Raw genomic sequence first — 19,730 nt, 5'->3', positions numbered from 1 at the left:
TTGGTGTTTTTTTATGACTCTAATTTTTTCGCACGTCTTAATAATAAAAGAAAGACAATTATAATGAACCCAATTATAAGGAAGAACCCATATTGTTTTATATAATCAATTATGTCATTCGCACTTGTTGGTTTTTCAACGTGAATGCCTTCTTTATTAGTAGTAATATGAATATCTTTCATTTTTACTTCATTCATGTCTTTTTGTAAATCAATCCACTCTATGTTTGGAATACTTTCTAGTTCTTTTAATACTTCTTTTAATGGTTCAACGCCCAAGTAAGGATGATAAAATGCACCGATAATTCCATCAGATAGTTTAGTGATAGATAAAGCACGTTCTTTCATTTTTGCTATAGCTTGTGGCTTCCCTTCTTCAATAAAGCCAACAGTTTCAGGAATTAATTTCATCCCATGTAAAAATGACGGTGTACTTATATAAGCCGGTGAGTGCATTGATTTCCAAGTTGTATCGTTTAGTTGTATTTGTCCTACATAAGTTGAAAAATATTGTGATAGTATTTCATATCCTTTTTGAGACATTGTATAGTGCGGAGCTTCAAAGGCAACTGGATATAATTTAGCTTCTACAAGCTCTGTAATCCCTTTTTCAATATGATCTTTAATATATTTTTCTTCGAAGGCTTTCCCGTTTTTTACGTATTTATTATAGTCTTCTGTAGACTGAAAATCTTTTTTTGTTTTTGATTTTTCATGGTTTGGTTGGCGAATTGGTTGATCTGTTTTTACATCCCAAAATTCAAAACCTTCGCCAGTTTCACTATCATAAAACTGATGTGTGTAACCATGCATAACGATAGAGCCACCATTATCTTGCATAAAGTGTAAAACATCGATTAATTCAGAGTTATCCTTTAAATGTACTGTTTTTCCTGTGTCTGGATCTTTGTAAACAGGGATAACGGTAATCATATAAGGGAGCTTTTTCTCTTTTAGTAATTCAGCGATTTCTTTTAATTGCTTTACATCTACAGCTGGATGAACGTCTTCAAGGCGTAAATAAGCTGAAGTTTTATTTGTTTCAGGTTTTTGTCCGAAATAAGAAAATAACATTTCACCGACGTAATGAGACATCCAATCGAAAAGGTTTGGAGTTGCAACATAATAGGATGTTCCTTGCTGAATGATTAACGGATGAGTTCCATCAGCACTCAAGGCGTAAGCAAGAGTTGTTCCTTTTGTTTCAATTTTCTTCATTAAGCGTTCTTCATGTAATTCATTTTTTAACTGGTTAGTCGGATATTCTATGGTGTGAATTCGTATATCGGTTTCTTTCGAGGTAATGAAAGAAAAACGATTAGATAATTGTTCAACATTTTGTCCTAAAACTAATACGGGACCTGAGAAGTTTTCTAGAAATTGTTTTGCTGCAATAGAAAAATCTTCTTTTTTCTCTCCGATATAAACAATATGTGTATAAGAAGATGATTCAGTACTTTCCTTTACTTCCTTTAAGCTTTTTACTGTTATATCTTTTGTAAAGTGCCCTAACTGAGTATTAAGGATTTGTACATTGTTTGTAATTTTGTTGTCTTCTGTACTATACAAAACGAGTACTTTTGATTTTGATGATGTTTGTGCAGAGGTATGTATAGGAATGAGTAGTAAAATGCTGAAAAAGATTAGTAGAGTTCTTTTCATTTATTTATGCTCCTATTCTATATATAGAATTCAATTTACAATTATATACAAGAAATAAGTTATAGTCCATGTAAGTTACATTTTTGCACGTATTTACCATATGTTTTTTTCGCAAAATCGGTCTAAAGCATGATGATAATATGTATAGTAATTTGCTATGATTGAAAGGTAAGAGAATGATAGAGTGTTGGTAATTGTAAAAGAAAGGCTGAAAGGGGACAAATTTCAGCGGAGAAAGAGGTAGAGGTAGTGAAGAAATTCTTTGTAGGATTTTTAGTTGTTCTTGGAGTGTATTTATATTTCCAAGGAAAGTCTGAAGGAATGGGTAAGCTAATGAATGAGACAAGCTATGTTGATTCAGAAGAAGCAAAACAGATGAAACAAATCATTATAGAGGAAGCAAAGAAAGTAAACCTTCCGGAATGGATACCTCTTACAATTGCTGAACACGAAAGTAGGTTAAATCCAAGAAGTGTTGGAGATAACGGAACTTCATTCGGATTGTTTCAATTACACCGCGGTGGTGGGCTTGCGCCAGATCATTTAACTGATGAAGAGCTGAAAGATCCACGTACAAATGCGCAAATTGCAATGCCGCATTTAATGAAAGGTTATAAGCGCGGGGTGCAAAAAGGTTTGACTGATTTTGCATTACTGAAATATATAGCGAATACATCTGGATGGCCAGGGAATTTAGGACCAGAGTGGACGGATAACAATATGAAGTATAACATCGGATTAGAGGATGTATACTATCGAAATAAAGGTGTAATCAAAGAGTAGGTTTTCTATACCTACTCTGTTTTTTTATGAATAATTTCATCCTTTTCTTTCATGAAATACTGCGCTAGTTGTATTTTCACATCTTCTAGTTTTGTAGAAACTTGAGGTATTTTATATCCTACATACAACGGTGAAACGACAAACCTAGGAACAACTTTACAAATGATTTTTCCATTTAGATGATAGAAGAATAAGTTATAACTACTACATCCTTTATGGAAATCTGTCAGTATGTAACGTACAGTTTGCTGAATATAATTTGCCATTTCATCTATAAATGCAATATCTTCAATGACTATGTTAAATTCAGTAAAGCCAATAATAGGACGCTCTGAAATGTTGAGTTCAATGCGTTCATTTTTTTGAACAATTACCCCTTGGAAATTTGCTTCCTCAATATTTTCAAGATAGTCTACATGTTTCATTCCGATAATTTGCATATGTGCATGATGCAAACTTCCGCCTGAAAATGGACCATGATTTTTGTATAAAATCACAGAAGTGAATTCTTCATTTTCCTGTAAGTTTAACCAATGGAGAATAGAGAAGCGAATTAGTTTTCTCATATGTTCTTCTGTATATGTTGCGATATGGTCTTCGCAATTATCTGTTTCGATTAGCACGGTTTGAAAGGTATCCTGTAATGTAGGGAATTTATTTTTTAACCAAATAATAGAGCCCTCAGTTGCTAAAATATCCGTTAAATTTTCTCTGTCACAAAAAGGACATGCAGTGTTTCTGTTCCGAATACTTTCTGGTTTTTGTTTACCGATATCGTTTAAAAAATATAGTTGTTGTGTATCCATTTGTATTTATGCCCCTTTAAAATATATGTAAAAATCCCGCTTAATACATTCGGGAAAAGGAGAAGGAAATCCTTTAAAGGGAATAGGGAAAAATAAAAGACAAGATATCCTCATTGCAATAGGGTACCTTGTCTTTTATTTTTTCTTTAATAGTGTGTATGGATAATATAGAGCATTTTCATTTTGTTTCTTTTTTCTATTTTTTATTGTGTATAAGGCAATTGCTGTACTTGCGATTACAATAATGGCTTTCTTCATATTCATATACCCCTTTTTATTGTTGGTTTAATTCTTGGCTAACTGCTTTCGCATCAACTAAAGCATGTAAGATCATTTTTACCATGTTCATCATAGTTCTTTCCTCCCTTTTATAGTTCTTTTACAACTGCTTGTCCGTTCACTAATACCTCAAAGATTGCTTTTACGATTTCTTTCATCATGATTGTTTCCTCCTTGTTTTTGTCTCTCTTGTTTACATCTTTATTGTATAGGGAGGTATCTTTTCGTACTATCGCTTTCCATTACGTGAACATAACAGTTTTGTAAGATTTGATGTCACTTATTGAAATGTTTAGTCTATCTTTATTATTTTCAGAAAAATGACTATTCAAACATAAATCGGGGAAGTATAATAAAGAAGTAAGTATTAAATTCCGTACGAAAGGAGTGAATGAGATGAAATGTTCTTTAGCTACGCGCGCAAAATTTTTAGATTATATCTATATTTGTCGTGCGATTTTTCATGATGTAGTTGTTAACGGGATACGTATGCCCTTTTTTAACAATTGCATAGTAGCTATTGAACGATAGAAGTCTCTTCACCCATTTTTGATAAACGTGTGAAAAGGGAGCTATTTGGCTTCCTTTTTCTATGACAAAAACCATGGGGAATGTTTCTTTCCCATGGTTTTTTATATTGAAAGGAGTACGGAAAATGACAATTTGTAGTGTAAATAATGTAAAGAAATCTTTTGGTGGAAACATCATATTTGAAAATATATCGCTTGAAATAAAGAATGGAGAACGTATTGGATTAGTTGGTCGTAACGGTAGTGGGAAGACAACTATCTTTCAGCTTTTAACAGGAATTGAGGGTTTGGATGCAGGGGCTATTCATGTGAAGAAAGGTACGCGCATTGGTCATGTAGCACAAATTCCGAAATTTAACAATGAAATGAATGTATATGATGTATTAAGCTCCGCGTTTAAAAAGGAAAAAGAGTTGGAGATAGAAATGCATGCTTTAGAAAAAAATATGGCGGAAGAACAGGAATCATCTGCTTTACAAAAATTGATGGAGAGATACGGAGTAATTCAAGAAAGGTACGCGTTTCTCGGTGGTTATGAAATAGAAGCGAATATTATGAAGGTAGCAAATGGTCTACAGGTGACGGAACTATTTCCAAGATCATTTATGGAGTTAAGTGGTGGAGAACAAACAAAAGTAAGCCTTGCGTATATGCTATTGCAGAAACCAGATCTACTTTTGTTAGATGAACCAACAAATCATTTGGACTTATTTGCAGTCGAGTGGTTAGAGCAATTTCTAAAAGAATATACAGGAACAGTTATGGTCATTTCGCATGATCGCTATTTCCTTGATGAAGTTGTAACGAAAATTTTTGATTTAGAAGATGGAGAAATTCACGTATATCATACGAACTATTCACAGTTTGTTGAGGAAAAGGAAGAAAGGCTGCTTCAAGAATTTCAAGCGTATCAAGAACAGCAAAAGAAAATAAAGAAAATGAAAGAAGCAATTAAGCGTCTACGTGAATGGGCAAATCAAGCGAATCCGCCGAATGAAGGATTGCATAAGAGAGCCAGAAATATGGAACGTGCATTAGAGCGCATAGAGAAACTAAAGAGACCCATTTTGGATAGAAAACAGATGGGACTTCAGTTTGAAGGGCAAGAGAGAAGCGGGAAAGATGTTGTTGTAATGAAAGAAGTGAGTAAAGGATTTGATGAACGATCTTTATTCGAGAAAGTAAATTTGCATATTCGTTTTCAGGAGCGCGCAGCTATCGTTGGACGTAATGGTACAGGAAAGACTACGTTATTAAAACTATTACTAAAAGAAATGCAGCAAGATGCTGGAGAAATTCGGATTGGTAGTAGTGTGAAAATCGGTTATTTATCGCAACATGCGTACGGGAATATGAAGAACAATGTATTGGAAGCTTTCAGAGATTGCGTGGCTGTAACAGAGGGAGAAGCAAGACATATATTAGCTCGTTTCTTATTTTATGGTCCAGCTGTTTTTAAGAAAGTAACACAACTTAGCGGTGGAGAAAAAATGAGGTTAAGGCTCGCGCAACTTATGTATCAAGATGTTAACTTTCTTATTTTAGATGAACCGACGAATCATCTTGATATTGAATCAAGGGAAGTTTTAGAGGAGGCCCTTGAACAATATAATGGGACGATTTTAGCTGTTTCACATGATCGTTATTTCTTAAATAAATTGTTTGAAAAGACATATTGGATTGATGAGCACAAATTATTTGAGTTTGCAGGGAACTATGCATGGGCTCGTCAAAAGTGGGAAGAAAAAATTGAGAAACAGGTAATAAAACAGAAGCAGCAACAGCAAGGGAATAAAGCGTTAGAAGTAATGCCTATAAAAAAGAAGAAGTCTAGGGATTTAGAGGCAGTTGAAAATGAGTTAATGCATATAGAAGAAGATATATATGCACTCGAATGTAAAATGGAAAATGTAGTTGATGTTGAAATGCTTGAACAATTATATGAAGAAAAAAAGAAAAAAGAGTTTTTACGAGCGGAGTTATATAATGAGTTAGAGAATATTGTGGAGTAAAGAAAATAGAATGAAAAAGAGCAAGTTGTTTCCTCATATTTTGGGAGAGAGCTTGCTCTTTTTAGTATAATGAAAGTAGAAAAATTGGTATAATTTTCTTATTGCTGTGATAAGAGAATACACTTTAGGTCACTAAAACGTGGGGAGAATTTTATGTTAGGATATGCGCGGATTGCTACAATCGTCATGATTTGCTTAGTTTACGCAAATCATGTTTCACGTGAAACAGAAAATTTACAAATTTTTGTCGGTATTGCACTTTTTATTTATATTGTGAATCATATTTTGCTTGTAAAAGCAAAAGGGAGTAGGAAACTTGTTTTTTATACCTTGCTCACAAACGGTATTGTCACAGCGTTATTAGGGTTTTTATTTCCCGAGACATGTTTGTATTTAATTATATTTGGAATTGATGCGGTAGGATTATTTATTCATGATTGGCGTAAAAGGATGACTTATTTTTTTATCGCTTTTTTCTTTCTTTGTTGGTTTATAAATATACTACATACGTATCAACATACAGAGAGTCTGGAATTGGAGAGTAATGCAATTAACTTTATGTTTATCATTTTCAGTGCTTTAGCTGGAAACTTAATAAAAAAACTTACAGCTGCTCGGCAAATGGTAGATGAGCAATATGGGGAATTAGCATTATCTCATACTGCTTTAAAAGAAGCACATGAGCAATTACGTCTATATGCAAAAGAGGTAGAAGAATTGACAGCTGTTCGGGAGCGAAATGATATTGCCCGAGAAATTCATGATACTGTTGGTCATAATATGACGGCATTACTTGTTCAGTTACAATTGGCGGAGGTTTTATGGAAACAAAAATCGGACGCTACAGAAGAGGTTTTACATACATGCCATGGGTTAGCTAGAAAATCACTTCAAGAAGTGAGAGCTTCTGTGCATGCCTTAAAAGAGGAAAGTAAACTAGGGAACATAATAGAGAATATGCGTGAAATGTTACATGGATATTCTAAAGTGACGAAAGTACAAGTATCTTTTCAATTACAAGGAGATCCGGTTTTGATTCCGTTGTCACTACAGCCTACGTTGCTTCGTATTATGCAAGAGTCTTTAACGAATGCAAAACGTCACGGAAAAGCTAGTTTATGTGAAGTGAGTTTAGTTTGTTCAGTGGAACAAGTTAAGTTATGTATTTTGGATAATGGTATGGGAGTCAATGAAGTAAGCCCTGGATTTGGCTTACTTAATATGAAAGAACGTGTAGAGGAGCATGGTGGAATCATTCAATTTGAGGGTGAAATAGAAAAAGGTTTTCGCCTAAAAATCGAATTTCCACTCCGAGAAAAAACATGGGTAATAGGGGGAGCGTTATGATTCGAATTATGATTGTTGATGATCAATCACTGATTCGTGATGGATTGGCAATGATATTAAATTTACGTCCGGAACTGGAAGTGGTAGGGACGGCTAGTGATGGGGATGAAGTTGTAAAAAAGGTGAAACAATTACAGCCTGAAATTATTTTGATGGATATTCGGATGCCTCGTATGAATGGTGTTGAAGGAACTCGTTTAGTTAGAGAAAAGTTTCCTTATATAAAGGTTCTTATGTTAACAACTTTTAGTGATAGTGAGCTTATTTTTGAGGCATTAGAGCAAGGAGCGAGTGGTTATTTATTGAAGGATATGGAGACAGATGCAATCGCGCAAGCAATTTTAACGGTGCATAGTGGCGGGGTTGTGCTTCCTCAGGATATAACAGCACAAATTATAGAGGAATTAAAAAAGACGAAAGTGGCAGTAGAGTGTAACCCACCAGAACAACTAAAACAATTAACTGAGCGAGAAGTAGATGTTTTAAGAGCAATTGGACTGGGGTTAAATAATAAAGAGATTGCCGAAAAGCTATTTATTACAGAGGGAACTGTTAAGAATCATGTTTCTAATTTGATTAGTAAGCTAGAACTGAGAGATCGAACACAAGCCGCAATATACGCAGTAAGGTATGGCGTCACGATGTACACATGACTTTTGGCATATATAAGTGTGAAAAAGCAGCAGAATTTGCTGCTTTTTTATTTTGTATTTCTATCTTAAGGGTGATGGAGAGAAGAAGAAATTTTTCTACAATGAAAGTGTAGATGAATACAAAGGGGCTGAATCAATATGTTAGTCATAGATCATATTACGAAATCATTTGGCAAGAAGGAAATCGTAAAGAATGTTTCTTTTGAAGTGAAAAAAGGTGAAACATTTGGATTGCTTGGACCAAACGGAGCTGGGAAATCAACGACGATATCAATGATTTGCGGGTTAATTCCATACGATAGTGGTGATATAAAAGTTGGTGGGAAATCTGTAAAAGAGTATCCATTAGAAGCGAAAAAGAAAATCGGTATTGTCCCGCAAGACATTGCGCTGTATCCGACACTTTCAGCGAAGGAAAATTTAATCTTCTGGGGAAAGATGTACGGTTTAAATGGGAAAGTTGCAAAAGAGCGAGCAGAGGAAGTGTTAGCTTACGTCGGTTTACAGGATCGGGGAAAAGATAAAATTGAAACATTTTCAGGTGGAATGAAAAGGCGTATTAATATTGGTGCAGCACTTATGCACGAACCAGAGTTATTAATTATGGATGAACCGACAGTCGGGATTGATCCGCAATCGAGAAATCATATTTTAGAGACTGTTAAAAAGTTAAATGAAAAAGGTATGACGGTCATTTATACGAGTCATTACATGGAAGAAGTTGAGTATTTATGTGAGCGAATTGCCATCGTTGATCATGGAAAGGTAATTGCACTAGGAACGAAAAGAGAGCTATGTAATCGTCTAACAGATGGGTTTATGGTGAAATTGCAATTAAATCGCTACAGTACGGAACTGCTACAAAAGTTGAAGGCACTACCTGTTGTTGAGCGGATTATTTTTGACGAAGATAGTAGCACGATTGATATTGGACTAAATGGTGGCGAGGCAATTGGCATAGTTGTTTCAGAAGTTGTTGAAAACAAAGCTCAAATTTTAAAACTGGAAGTAAAAGAACCGAATTTAGAGGCACTTTTTTTACAATTAACAGGACGTTCACTTCGTGATTAAGGGGGTTAGTACGAGATGAGAAGTTTCATTATTGCATGGAAAGATTTAAAAATCCGTTTAATTGATCGGCGCGGATTTATGATGATGTTAATTATGCCACTTGTATTAACGGCCATTTTAGGTTCAGCATTAAGTAATGTATTTGAGAGTGGTGGACTACCGAAAACAGTAATTGGCTATTATCAAGAGGGAACGGATGAGTTTGCAGATGTCTTTCAAAAAGATGTATTGCAATCTAAAGAAATAAAAGATGATGTGAAAGTAAAGGTAGTTAACTCTCGGGAAGAGCTTGAAGATATGTTAAAGGAAAAGAAAATAGATGTAGGAATTGTCATCCCAAATAAATGGAGCGAACAAATACAAGATGGAAAATTAAAAGAACCAAAGGTGCTTATAGACCCATCAAAAGATATACAAGCAAAAATTGCTGAGTCAATGATCCGCTCTTTTTCAGAACGTGTTCAAACAGTCGCAGTATCTACTAAAAGTGTTGTAACAGAATTAGCGAAATCTCAACATGGTGATGTAGCACAAGTTGCAAAAGAGGTAAGTGGAAGTCTACAGACGATAGCAACTGCAAGTATGGATAACATCCAAAAAGGAACGATAGGCAAAAAAACAGTTGCAGCGATGCAATATTATGCAGCAGCAATGTTAGTCATGTTTTTACTATATAACATAACAGTAGGTGCAAAGTCAGTTGTAACAGAGCAACGAACTGAAACATTGGCGCGTTTGTTCAGTACACCGACGAGCTCATTTTCAATTTTATTCGGGAAGTTTTTAGGTACATTACTATTTGCCTGTATACAATTTGGAATATTTATAGTTGCTACACACTTTATGTTTCATGTGGAATGGGGCGAAGATGTGTCTCAAATAGTAGTGTTGGGAATTTCTTATGCAATTTGTGTTTCTGGTTTATCTATGTTAATCGCCGCTTTTATTCGTGAGGAAAAAACGGCAGATTTAATGGGGGGAATCGGTATTCAAATACTAGCTATATTAGGAGGATCAATGTTACCGATTTACGTATTTCCCGATACACTTCAAACAGTTGCAAATATTGCTCCGAATAAATGGGCACTTACGAGCTTTTTAAATATTATGTCGGGAACATCTTGGGATGTGCTATTCCCTGTCATTTTAAGTTTATGTAGTGCAGGAATTATCTCCGTTATGATTGGAACGTTACGTTTACGTACGAGATAGGAGGGGAAATGATGAAGAAAGTTTGGGCGCTTTGTTGGCTAGAATTAAAACAAATTTTAATTAAGCCACAAAGTTATATACTCATGTTTGGAATGCCTATTATTTTTACACTCATATTCGGTGGACTTTTAGGCGGAAGTGGGAATGAGAAAGTAAATATTAGTTTAGTAGATAAAGATGGTTCTGTATTATCTGGCAAGTATTATGAGGAAATAAAGAAAAGTGATTTAATTTCTATAGAAAAGGTAACGTATAGGGAAGGGACACAGAGGATCGAAGATAAGAAAGCATCTGGTATAATCATCATTCCGAAAGATTTTCAAAAGAGTATGCTAGATGGAAAAGTAGAAAATATCCAATTTCAAGCCAGTGCTGATTTTACGGGTGGAACTTCTGTAGAGCAAGTATTAGCAAGTGCATTAAAAAAGATGGAGATAGAAGTTAGTGCAGCAAGAGATTTTGAGAAGAAAAGTAACACTTCGTGGGAAACGATGTATGAAACAATTTATACAAAAATAGATCCTGTTTCGATTCAAAAAGAATTGATTTTACACGATGATCAAAAGTTAAATAACGTTACAGGGCGAGCGGCAGGTTTTTCAATTCTATTCGTCATGATTGTCATGTTAAGTGCGACGGGAACTATTTTGAAAGCTAGACAACTTGGTGTTTGGTCTCGTTTATTAGGGGCACCAGTTTCAAAAGTTCAAATACTAGCAGGATATATCCTTTCCTTCTTTTTAATAGGGTGGATTCAATTTGGTGTCTTAATGATATTAACGCATTCATTATTTGATGTGCAGTGGGGAAATTTATTAGGGGTTATTACACTCGTTTCAGTATTGCTATTAGCGGTTATTGGTCTAGCTTTATTATTGGCAAGTATCGTGAAAACAACAGAACAGCAGTCCGCACTAGGGAATATCGTTGTAATTTCAACGTGTATGATTGGTGGTCTTTATTGGCCAATTGAAATTGAGCCTTCATGGATGCAAGCGGCGGCAAATTTTGTTCCGCAAACGTGGGCGATGCGTGGCTTTACTGAGTTAATTGTAAGGGGAGGTACATTAGCTGATATAGGAGGATATATTGGTATACTCATTTTATTTGCAGGAGTATTTTTCGTAATTGGTTTAACAAGAATACGTTATGACTGAAAAAAGAAAGCAGAGTTACAGCTTTATGCGCTGAACTCTGCTTTCTTTTTGTGTGGTATCTTCCCTTGTTGAAATTATAATAGCGATCCCGAGCATAATAAAAAAAGCTAAAAAGAGGACGAACTTTGGGAAGAAAGGGAATAGTAATAACGCCCCGACTATTATGATTGTTAATAATACATAGTGCAGGACATATTGGAATAGGTTGTCCATATTTTCGCCCCCTTCTTGGTAGTTAATTGTTATTATTCTATGCGGGACTATTAGGTAATAGAAGGTGTTTTTTATTTTTTGAAAGACATCAATTAGCAAGGATTGACATAACTAGTGAAAAGGAATAATCTTGAAATTAATTCATACTATTTTTATAGGTAAAGTAAAGATAGTTACAGAATTGGCGTTATGTTACCACTTAATAAAAAAACAGGAAAGTAAGGGTGAGAATTATGCGAAAGGTTTTTAAAGGGTTACTTTTTACGTTTTTTAGTACATCGGTTTTATTAGCAGGATGTGCTCAAGAAGAGACAAGTACAAATGAAGCAACAAAGATGCCGAAAGTAAAAGATGAGTTTATTAAAGCGAGTGACAAAGCAAAAAGTCCAGCAAAGGCAAAAGAAAGAAAGGATACCTTTGTAGTGGGAATGCCGAGCCCTGGCGGGATATTCCTTCCGCATTTTATGGAAAATGGGTGGGATGGTAATATAACACAAGCTATCTTTGCTCCTCTCGTTGGATTGGATAAGGAGGGGAAACCAATTCCAATTCTAGCGGAGAAATGGGATATTTCGGAGGATCAGCTTACATATACGTTTCATTTGAAAGATGATTTAAAGTTTAGTGATAGTTCACCGTTAACAGCGGATGACGTAGCATTTACATTAACTTTACTACATGATCCAACTTATAGTGGTGCAACGGACATAAGCCAAACAGCAATAAAGGGTGGGCAAGCATATAAAGAAGGAAAGGCTACATCTATTGAGGGGATTCAAGTCATCGATCCGAAAACAATTACGATTACAACTGAAAAGGTAAATGCCCAAACATTATCGTTAATTGGTGGAGAAGTTATATCAAAAGCTTATTACGGTAAAGAATATAAGCAAGGGAATTTAGAGTATTTAAAAGAGTTATATGGAAAACCGATGGGAGCAGGAGCTTATAAACTAGATAAATATATTCCAGGTCAAGAAGTTCGTTTTGTAGCAAATGAAAATTATTTTGAAGGTAAACCGAAGATTGAGCACTTTATTTATAAAATTACAAAAGGTGATACGAAGCTGCAACAATTTCAAGCGGGCGAAGTAGATTATGATGGCTTCACGACAAATGCGGAGACGATTGAACAATTAAAAGAGTTAGGCTTTGCTAATGTTAATGTGTATACGGGAAGTTCATACGGTTACATTAAAATGAATTATAAGAAGTCATACTTTAAAGATAAACGTGTACGCCAAGCGTTTATTTATGGATTAGAGCGTCAAAAGGTCATTGATACATATTTCCAAGGATACGCTTCACTCGTTAATGTACCAATTACACCAGTTTCGTGGGCGTATACAGAAGAAGGAATCAATAAATACGAATATAATTTAGAAAAGGCGAAGAAATTGCTCGATGAAGCTGGGTGGAAAGCTGGATCAGATGGTATTCGTGAAAAAGATGGCCAAAAATTGAAGGTAAGTTATTTTGCTTCTTCTGCAAGTAAAATCAATGATGTGATGATCCCCGTTATGAAGGAGGATTATAAAAAGATTGGGGTAGATTTCAATCCTGAATACATGGACTTTAATACGATGATTTCCAAGGTAATTAAAGGAGATTATGATTTAGCGATGGTCTCCACACCGATGATTGATGATCCGAGCGGAACAATTGAGGAGTTTGTTTCGACAAGTAAGCGTAATTATGATGGATATCATAATCCGAAAGTAGATGAATTAGCTAAGCAGGCATTAGAAACATTGGATATTGAAAAACGAAAAGAAATCTATAAAAAACTATATCAAGAGTTAAGTGAAGATCCACCTGTTATTTTCTTAAACAATAGTAAAGTCGTGTCTGCACATAATGCACGAATTCAAGGATTACAAGAAGATAATTATAATGGTATTTTGTTAAGTTTACCTAAATTGAATATTGCTCAATAATTTTTGGGGAATTATCGAAATATTTATATAGAAATAATTGACAAAATATACTGAAAGATATAAGCTAATAACCATAAAGTCTACCGGAAAGGTCGGAATAAGATTGTTACCCCTCAAAAACAACTATTTTTTTATAACCAAAACCGACTTTTCCGATTGGCTATAAAATGTTGCTGTGGGAGGCATACATTAGGCAAGCAGTTCATAAGGTGTAATTATTAAAAAAAAGTTAGGGTGGGGACAATGAAGAAAAAGACAAAAAAATGGGCTGGTGTATTTTCGGTATTACTGAGTAGTTCGCTTGTGTTATCTGCTTGTGGGGGACAGGAGGATACGGCTTCTACAGAACCAGTAAAACAGCAAGATTTAAAAAATATAAAAGTTGAAAATATTGCTGCGACAGATAAGACGAAAGTACCAGATAAAGCGAAGAATAGAAAAGATACGTTAGTAGTTGGCATTAGTAAACCAGGCGGCGTATTTTTACCATATTTCCAACAAAATGGTTGGGATGGAAACGTCACTTCAGTTATTTTTGCATCCCTTGTATCTACAGATAAACAAGGAAAACCAACTCCAGAATTAGCTGAGAAGTGGGATATTTCCTCTGATCAGTTAACATATACATTCCATTTACGTAAAGATTTGAAATTTAGCGATGGTTCACCATTAACAGCAGATGATGTAGCGTTCACATTGACGCTTTTACATGATAAGGCATATGAGGGTGACAAAGACATTTCTCAATATGCTGTTAAAGGTGGTAAAGAATATAAAGAAGGAAAAGCAACTTCTATTGAAGGAATTCAAGTTGTTGATCCACAGACAATTAAAATTACAACTGAAAAAGTTAATTCACAGGCACTAACAGCCTTAGGTGGAGAGGTATTATCAAAAGCTTATTATGGAAAAGATTATAAACAAAATGCAAGTTTAGATTACTTAAAAGCGTTATATGAAAAACCGATAGCTGCGGGTCCGTATAAATTTGAAAAGTATATCCCAGGGCAAGAAGTGCGATTTGTAGCAAATGAAAATTATTATGCGGGTAAACCAAAAATTCCAAACTTCATTTATAAAATTACTTCTGGTGATACGAAGCTTCAATTATTCCAAACAGGTGAGGTTGACTACACTGGCCTAGGTACTGGTGACGAAGTTCTTGAACAGGCTAAGGCTTTAGAATTTGCAAATATCCAAATCGAAACAGCAGCGTCATTTAGTTATATTTATATGAATAATAATAAGCCGTACTTAAAGGATAAAAAGGTTCGTCAAGCACTTATTTACGGATTAGATCGTAAAAAATATGTTGATACAGCATTGAAAGGATACGGTACGGTAGCTAATGTACCAATTCATCCAACTTCTTGGGCTTATACGGAAGAAGGAGTTAATAAATATGAATACGACAAAGAAAAAGCGAAAAAATTATTAGATGAAGCAGGATGGAAAGTTGGTTCGGATGGAATTCGTGAAAAAGATGGTCAAAAATTAAAGCTTTCTTATTTCGGCCCAAGTTCGGCTAAAGATAGCGATTTATTAATTCCGATTGCAAAAGAGAATTATAAAGAAATAGGTGTAGAATTTAACCCTGAATTTATGGACTTTAATACTATGCTTTCGAAGGTAAATAAAGGTGACTATGATTTAGCTTCTGTTTCGACACCGATTACAAGTGATCCGAGTGAAACAGCTGGTGAATATTTGTCGGGTGTCAATGAGAAGAGTCTTGGTTATAAAAATGCAAAAGTAGATGAGTTAATTCAAAAAGGTATTGAAACGGTAGATATTGAAAAACGTAAACCAATCTATAAAGAACTGTATAAAGAATTAAGTGATGATCCACCAGTAATTCTATTAAACTATCGTAGAACAATTACTGGTTATAACGGGAATATAAAAGGAATTGACCCTGAAAAATACAATAGTATTAGTGCAAACTTACCAGCTCTATCTATCGAAAAATAACGAGAAGAATGTATAAGTAGAAGACATTTTTTCATTCGGCAAGTAGTGTGCCGCTTTGAAAAAATGTTCTTCTATTTTAAGCATAAGATTGGAGAGAAAAAGGGTGAAAACATATATCATTCGTAGGCTGTTACAAATGATTCCTACACTGTTGGGGACATCGATTATTATCTTCTTCCTGTTCGCACTTCTTCCAGGAGATTATATTGATTCAAACCCGAAGATTACACCGGAAAGAGCAGCTGAACTTAGGGAATTGTATGGATTGAATAAACCCATTGTTGAGCGATATTTTCACTGGCTAGGTAATGCATTGCAGGGGGACTTTGGTTTTTCTCTTCAATATCAAGAATCTGTAACGTCATTATTAAATAAATTTATATGGAATTCGTTTATTGTTGCGATTAATGCATTGTTCTTTATTTGGCTAATTGCACTTATTATCGGTGTATTTTCAGCGACAAAGCAACATTCTTTATTCGATAAGCTTGTAACAATTGGTGTATTTGCAGCGATGTCATTTCCTTCATTCTTTATCGGTTTGTTTTTAATTAAAGTGTTTGCGGTTGACTTTAAGCTGTTACCGATAGGCGGGATGATTGATGTTGGGAGTAATTCAACTGGGCTTGCTTACGGAATAGAGGTTGCAAAGCATATGGTTTTACCCGTATTTATTTTAACTCTTCTAGGAGTTGGCTCATTAACTCGTTATTTTAGAACGAGTATGTTAGAGGTTGTACGGCAAGATTACATTCGAACGGCTAGAGCAAAAGGTTTAAAGGAGAAGACCGTTATTTATAAACATGCATTAAAAAATGCAATTTTGCCGGCTATTACATTGCTTGCATTTGAATTACCAGGGTTGTTTTCAGGGGCAATTATTATAGAACAAATTTTCAACTGGCCAGGTATCGGTAATATTCAATTAGAAGCATTAAATTTTCGTGATTATACGGTATTAATGGCATTTACGATGTTTCTTTCGTGTTTGACAATTGTTTCAAACTTTTTAGCGGATATTGTATATGCAGTTGTTGATCCACGTATTCGGTTGAAGTAAGGGGGGAAAGAGATGGAAACTGTTACAGCAACTACGGAAAAAAAAGAAAAAAAGAAAAGAAGGAATGAATCATCGCCGTGGAGGCAAGCTTTTAAAAGGATAAAGAAAAATAAAATGGCACTTATAGGATTTTACGCATTAGTTTTTATGTTTTTATTTTGTTTTATTGGTCCATTCTTTTCACCGTATGCATCAGGAAAAATACAAGTTACGCTAATTAACAAACCACCTAGTTTTTCTCATTGGCTTGGCACAGATCAATTAGGAAGAGACATTTTAACGAGGCTTATGCAAGCAGGACGGATTTCATTAACAATTGGCTTAGCCTCAATGGTGTTATCCGTTATACTAGGTGCTTTATTAGGAGCGATTGCAGGTTTCTACCGTGGTATCGTCGATAATATTATAATGCGTCTCGCGGATATTTTAATGTCGATGCCAGGATTACCGTTACTTATTATAATGGGAGCTATTTTATCAGAATGGAAAGTACCATCTGATTATCGTCTTTATGTCATTATGATCATTTTAAGTTTAGTAGGTTGGCCAGGACTTGCACGCCTCGTACGAGGTCAAATTTTATCGCTGCGAGAACAATCGTTTATGCAAGCTGCTGATGTACTCGGGATAAACGATTACCGGAAAATTGTATATCATTTAATCCCAAATGTTCTGCCGATATTAATTGTTGTATCCACATTAGGTGTTGCAGGTTCTATTTTAGGAGAGTCTGCACTAAGTTACCTAGGACTTGGCGTTGTCCCGCCTACACCATCGTGGGGAAATATGATTAGTGCAGCAAACTCATTAATCGATTTCCAAAAGCGTCCGTGGTTATGGATCCCGCCTGGTTTTGCAATCTTTATAACAGTTGTATCAATTAATATACTTGGCGATGCACTTCGTGATGCATTAGATCCAAAGATGAAGCGGTAGGTGAGAAAGCATGAGTAGAGCAGTAGTAGAGCTAAAGGATTTACAAACACACTTTCAGACGGAAGAAGGTACAGTAAAGGCTGTCAATCATGTTAGCTTTTCAGTTCGAGAAGGTGAAACAGTTTGTGTAGTAGGCGAATCAGGTTGCGGGAAAAGTGTAACGGCTTTATCTATTATGGGACTTATTGCTGAATCTGGCGGCATCGTTGGTGGTGATATTCTTTATGAAGGAAAAAGTCTTTTAGGAATGAAAGAGAAAGAACTTCGTAGTTTAAGAGGAAATGATATCGCGATGATTTTCCAGGAACCGATGACATCACTTAATCCGGTCTTTACTGTTGGAGAGCAAATTGTTGAGACGTTAAGAGAGCATGAACTACTTAGCAAAAACGAAGCATACAAAAAAGCAATTGAATTAATTCGTAAAGTTGGTATTGCTCGTGCTGATGAAATTGTCCATTCTTATCCGCACGAATTAAGCGGTGGTATGTTACAACGTATTATGATTGCTATTGCACTTAGCTGTAATCCAAAGTTATTAATTGCAGATGAACCGACAACAGCTCTAGACGTTACGATTCAAGCGCAAATATTAGACTTACTAAGACAAGTAAAAGAGGAATTTAAAACGTCCATTTTATTAATTACACATGATCTAGGTGTTGTAGCGGAAATGGCTGATTACGTTGTTGTTATGTATGGTGGAAAAGTTATTGAAGAGGCACCGGTACTAGAAATATTTCAAAATCCGAAACATCCATATACGCAAGGGTTGCTAAAATCAAAACCAGTAATGGGGAAACGAACAGATAAACTTTATTCTATTCCAGGGCAAGTTCCAAATTTAGTTGGCTTAGATGAGTTTTGCTACTTTAGTGGTCGCTGTGAACATTGCATGGAAATATGCAAAAATGAAGCGCCAAATCTTAATGTGCATGACGAGGATCATAAAGTAGCTTGTTGGTTATATGAGGAGCGTGCTGGGCAATGAGTGAACCATTATTAGAAGTGAAGAACTTAAAAACGTATTTTCCGATTAAGGGCGGCGTATTTAGTAGAACGATTGGACATGTGAAAGCGGTAGATGGGGTAAGCTTTACAATTGATAAAGGAGAAGTGTTTGGCCTTGTAGGAGAGTCTGGAAGTGGGAAAACGACGATAGGAAAAACAATTCTCCGTCTCGTTCAAAAAACAGAAGGTGAAGTGAAATTTAAAGGTCAAGATGTTCATGCTTTATCAAAAGAAGAGCTGAGAAAGCATCGTCCTAATATGCAGCTCGTCTTTCAAGATCCATTTAGCTCATTAAATCCAAGAATGAGAATTGGAGAAGCGCTTGGTGAGCCAATGTTGGCTCACGGACTAGCGACGAAAGAAAATGTCCGTGCAAAGGTGATAGAAGTATTGGAGTTATGTGGTTTAGCGCCGTATCATATTGACCGGTACCCTCATGAGTTTTCCGGTGGGCAACGTCAACGTATCGTTATTGCAAGGGCAATGGTATTAGATCCAGAATTTATTGTGGCTGATGAGCCTGTTGCGGCATTAGATGTATCTATTCAAGCGCAAATCATTAATTTATTTAGTGAATTACAGGAGAAAAAGGGATTATCCTATTTATTCATTTCACATGATTTAAGTGTTGTGGAGCACTTATGTACGAAAATTGGAATTATGTATTTAGGAACTATTGTGGAAACAGCACCACGTGATGAGTTATTTGCGAATCCGCTTCATCCATATACAAAAGCATTGTTATCAGCAGTGCCAATACCGGATCCAACAGTTAAGCGAGAACGGATTATTTTAGAAGGGGATATTCCAAGTCCGGCAAATCCGCCGTCAGGTTGCCGTTTTCATACGCGCTGCCCCTTTGCTACAGATGTTTGTAAAACGAATGTACCAGAATTTCGTAATGTGGGTGAAGATCATTTTGTTGCTTGTCACCATGTGTAAAAAAAGGACTCTTTCAAAAAGTGAAAGAGTCCTTTTTTTACCCCGCTATTTGTGGGCAGTAAGACTCCCACCTGAAAATTCGACACATGCGGGGAAGTTAGGTGGGAGATTAACTGCCCGTAAAAGCCCGATTGGTTCAACTAATAATC

The 19,730-nt window shown here is 35.5% G+C and carries 18 protein-coding genes; 14 read left to right on the top strand and 4 right to left on the bottom strand.

Features of this window, described 5'->3' with window-relative positions:
• Positions 1 to 11: 11 nt before the first annotated feature.
• Positions 12 to 1,661, bottom strand: a complete 1,650-nt coding sequence (locus JFU54_RS03045; protein ID WP_201063721.1) for a DUF2334 domain-containing protein — start codon at positions 1,659 to 1,661, stop codon at positions 12 to 14.
• A 249-nt stretch (positions 1,662 to 1,910) separates the two neighbouring features.
• Between JFU54_RS03045 and JFU54_RS03040 the strand changes: the two genes are divergently transcribed.
• Complete coding sequence (locus tag JFU54_RS03040) at positions 1,911 to 2,444, top strand: transglycosylase SLT domain-containing protein (protein WP_000713256.1); 534 nt, start codon at positions 1,911 to 1,913, stop codon at positions 2,442 to 2,444.
• Between the two features lie 11 nt (positions 2,445 to 2,455).
• Here the strand turns inward: JFU54_RS03040 and JFU54_RS03035 are convergent, their stop codons facing one another.
• Entirely contained in the window at positions 2,456 to 3,250 is a 795-nt protein-coding gene (locus JFU54_RS03035; RefSeq protein ID WP_201063720.1) for a DUF4931 domain-containing protein, read from the bottom strand.
• A gap of 135 nt (positions 3,251 to 3,385) precedes the next feature.
• The gene (locus JFU54_RS03030) at positions 3,386 to 3,514 is read right to left on the bottom strand and encodes a hypothetical protein (RefSeq protein WP_002029408.1); all 129 of its coding nucleotides are present in this window, start codon (positions 3,512 to 3,514) and stop codon (positions 3,386 to 3,388) included.
• Positions 3,515 to 3,925: 411 nt separating this feature from the next.
• Here JFU54_RS03030 and JFU54_RS30185 point away from each other — a divergent pair, with 411 nt between their 5' ends.
• The 7 genes from JFU54_RS30185 (at position 3,926) to JFU54_RS03000 (ending at position 11,511) form a co-directional block, all read left to right on the top strand.
• Positions 3,926 to 4,060 carry an RAxF-45 family protein gene (locus tag JFU54_RS30185; protein ID WP_002139888.1) on the top strand — a complete coding sequence of 45 codons (135 nt, stop codon included), beginning with the start codon at positions 3,926 to 3,928 and terminating at the stop codon, positions 4,058 to 4,060.
• Between the two features lie 124 nt (positions 4,061 to 4,184).
• A complete protein-coding gene (gene abc-f / locus JFU54_RS03025; RefSeq protein WP_201063719.1) occupies positions 4,185 to 6,071 on the top strand; it encodes a ribosomal protection-like ABC-F family protein in 1,887 nt (628 codons plus the stop codon).
• Between the two features lie 153 nt (positions 6,072 to 6,224).
• Positions 6,225 to 7,418 (top strand): sensor histidine kinase, encoded by a 1,194-nt coding sequence (locus tag JFU54_RS03020; RefSeq protein WP_201063718.1) that lies wholly within the window; start codon positions 6,225 to 6,227, stop codon positions 7,416 to 7,418.
• Positions 7,415 to 8,071: a response regulator gene (locus JFU54_RS03015; RefSeq protein ID WP_201063717.1), complete on the top strand. Its 657-nt coding sequence runs from the start codon at positions 7,415 to 7,417 to the stop codon at positions 8,069 to 8,071. Before JFU54_RS03020 ends, JFU54_RS03015 begins: the two co-directional genes overlap by 4 nt.
• Before the next feature lie 138 nt (positions 8,072 to 8,209).
• Complete coding sequence (locus tag JFU54_RS03010; RefSeq protein ID WP_000960163.1) at positions 8,210 to 9,142, top strand: ABC transporter ATP-binding protein; 933 nt, start codon at positions 8,210 to 8,212, stop codon at positions 9,140 to 9,142.
• A 15-nt stretch (positions 9,143 to 9,157) separates the two neighbouring features.
• Complete coding sequence (locus JFU54_RS03005; RefSeq protein ID WP_201063715.1) at positions 9,158 to 10,354, top strand: ABC transporter permease; 1,197 nt, start codon at positions 9,158 to 9,160, stop codon at positions 10,352 to 10,354.
• Positions 10,355 to 10,365: 11 nt separating this feature from the next.
• Positions 10,366 to 11,511, top strand: a complete 1,146-nt coding sequence (locus JFU54_RS03000; RefSeq protein ID WP_002124789.1) for an ABC transporter permease — start codon at positions 10,366 to 10,368, stop codon at positions 11,509 to 11,511.
• 15 nt (positions 11,512 to 11,526) lie between these two features.
• Here JFU54_RS03000 and JFU54_RS02995 read toward each other — a convergent pair whose 3' ends face one another.
• The gene (locus JFU54_RS02995; protein WP_201063714.1) at positions 11,527 to 11,724 is read right to left on the bottom strand and encodes a hypothetical protein; all 198 of its coding nucleotides are present in this window, start codon (positions 11,722 to 11,724) and stop codon (positions 11,527 to 11,529) included.
• A 233-nt stretch (positions 11,725 to 11,957) separates the two neighbouring features.
• On the opposite strand from JFU54_RS02995, the gene JFU54_RS02990 reads away from it, so the two are divergent.
• The 6 genes from JFU54_RS02990 (at position 11,958) to JFU54_RS02965 (ending at position 19,581) form a co-directional block, all read left to right on the top strand.
• Complete coding sequence (locus JFU54_RS02990) at positions 11,958 to 13,661, top strand: ABC transporter substrate-binding protein (RefSeq protein WP_201063713.1); 1,704 nt, start codon at positions 11,958 to 11,960, stop codon at positions 13,659 to 13,661.
• 243 nt (positions 13,662 to 13,904) lie between these two features.
• Entirely contained in the window at positions 13,905 to 15,632 is a 1,728-nt protein-coding gene (locus tag JFU54_RS02985) for an ABC transporter substrate-binding protein (protein ID WP_201063712.1), read from the top strand.
• Positions 15,633 to 15,735: 103 nt separating this feature from the next.
• A complete protein-coding gene (locus JFU54_RS02980) occupies positions 15,736 to 16,692 on the top strand; it encodes an ABC transporter permease (protein WP_201063711.1) in 957 nt (318 codons plus the stop codon).
• A 12-nt stretch (positions 16,693 to 16,704) separates the two neighbouring features.
• Entirely contained in the window at positions 16,705 to 17,628 is a 924-nt protein-coding gene (opp4C, locus tag JFU54_RS02975; protein ID WP_000451066.1) for an oligopeptide ABC transporter permease, read from the top strand.
• Positions 17,629 to 17,638: 10 nt separating this feature from the next.
• A complete protein-coding gene (locus tag JFU54_RS02970) occupies positions 17,639 to 18,619 on the top strand; it encodes an ABC transporter ATP-binding protein (protein ID WP_002091396.1) in 981 nt (326 codons plus the stop codon).
• Positions 18,616 to 19,581, top strand: coding sequence for an ABC transporter ATP-binding protein (locus JFU54_RS02965; protein WP_088293676.1), 966 nt, complete (start codon positions 18,616 to 18,618; stop codon positions 19,579 to 19,581). The genes JFU54_RS02970 and JFU54_RS02965 overlap by 4 nt, the downstream gene beginning before the upstream one ends.
• Positions 19,582 to 19,730 lie beyond the last annotated feature (149 nt).

The sequence above is a fragment of the Bacillus sp. TH19 genome (assembly GCF_016651075.1).
Taxonomy (GTDB): domain Bacteria; phylum Bacillota; class Bacilli; order Bacillales; family Bacillaceae_G; genus Bacillus_A; species Bacillus_A mycoides.
This window is presented reverse-complemented; position numbering and strand designations above follow the sequence as displayed.

Bases quoted from the DNA above. Each gene is read 5' to 3' on its own strand.
- JFU54_RS03045 (WP_201063721.1), bottom strand. From the start codon at position 1,661: ATGAAAAGAACTCTACTAATCTTTTTCAGCATTTTACTACTCATTCCT.
- JFU54_RS30185 (WP_002139888.1), top strand. From the start codon at position 3,926: ATGAAATGTTCTTTAGCTACGCGCGCAAAATTTTTAGATTATATCTAT.
- JFU54_RS03000 (WP_002124789.1), top strand. From the start codon at position 10,366: ATGAAGAAAGTTTGGGCGCTTTGTTGGCTAGAATTAAAACAAATTTTA.
- opp4C (WP_000451066.1), top strand. From the start codon at position 16,705: ATGGAAACTGTTACAGCAACTACGGAAAAAAAAGAAAAAAAGAAAAGA.
- JFU54_RS03015 (WP_201063717.1), top strand. From the start codon at position 7,415: ATGATTCGAATTATGATTGTTGATGATCAATCACTGATTCGTGATGGA.
- JFU54_RS03020 (WP_201063718.1), top strand. From the start codon at position 6,225: ATGTTAGGATATGCGCGGATTGCTACAATCGTCATGATTTGCTTAGTT.
- JFU54_RS02970 (WP_002091396.1), top strand. From the start codon at position 17,639: ATGAGTAGAGCAGTAGTAGAGCTAAAGGATTTACAAACACACTTTCAG.
- JFU54_RS03030 (WP_002029408.1), bottom strand. From the start codon at position 3,514: ATGAATATGAAGAAAGCCATTATTGTAATCGCAAGTACAGCAATTGCC.
- JFU54_RS02965 (WP_088293676.1), top strand. From the start codon at position 18,616: ATGAGTGAACCATTATTAGAAGTGAAGAACTTAAAAACGTATTTTCCG.
- JFU54_RS02995 (WP_201063714.1), bottom strand. From the start codon at position 11,724: ATGGACAACCTATTCCAATATGTCCTGCACTATGTATTATTAACAATC.
- abc-f (WP_201063719.1), top strand. From the start codon at position 4,185: ATGACAATTTGTAGTGTAAATAATGTAAAGAAATCTTTTGGTGGAAAC.
- JFU54_RS03010 (WP_000960163.1), top strand. From the start codon at position 8,210: ATGTTAGTCATAGATCATATTACGAAATCATTTGGCAAGAAGGAAATC.
- JFU54_RS02985 (WP_201063712.1), top strand. From the start codon at position 13,905: ATGAAGAAAAAGACAAAAAAATGGGCTGGTGTATTTTCGGTATTACTG.
- JFU54_RS03005 (WP_201063715.1), top strand. From the start codon at position 9,158: ATGAGAAGTTTCATTATTGCATGGAAAGATTTAAAAATCCGTTTAATT.
- JFU54_RS03035 (WP_201063720.1), bottom strand. From the start codon at position 3,250: ATGGATACACAACAACTATATTTTTTAAACGATATCGGTAAACAAAAA.
- JFU54_RS02990 (WP_201063713.1), top strand. From the start codon at position 11,958: ATGCGAAAGGTTTTTAAAGGGTTACTTTTTACGTTTTTTAGTACATCG.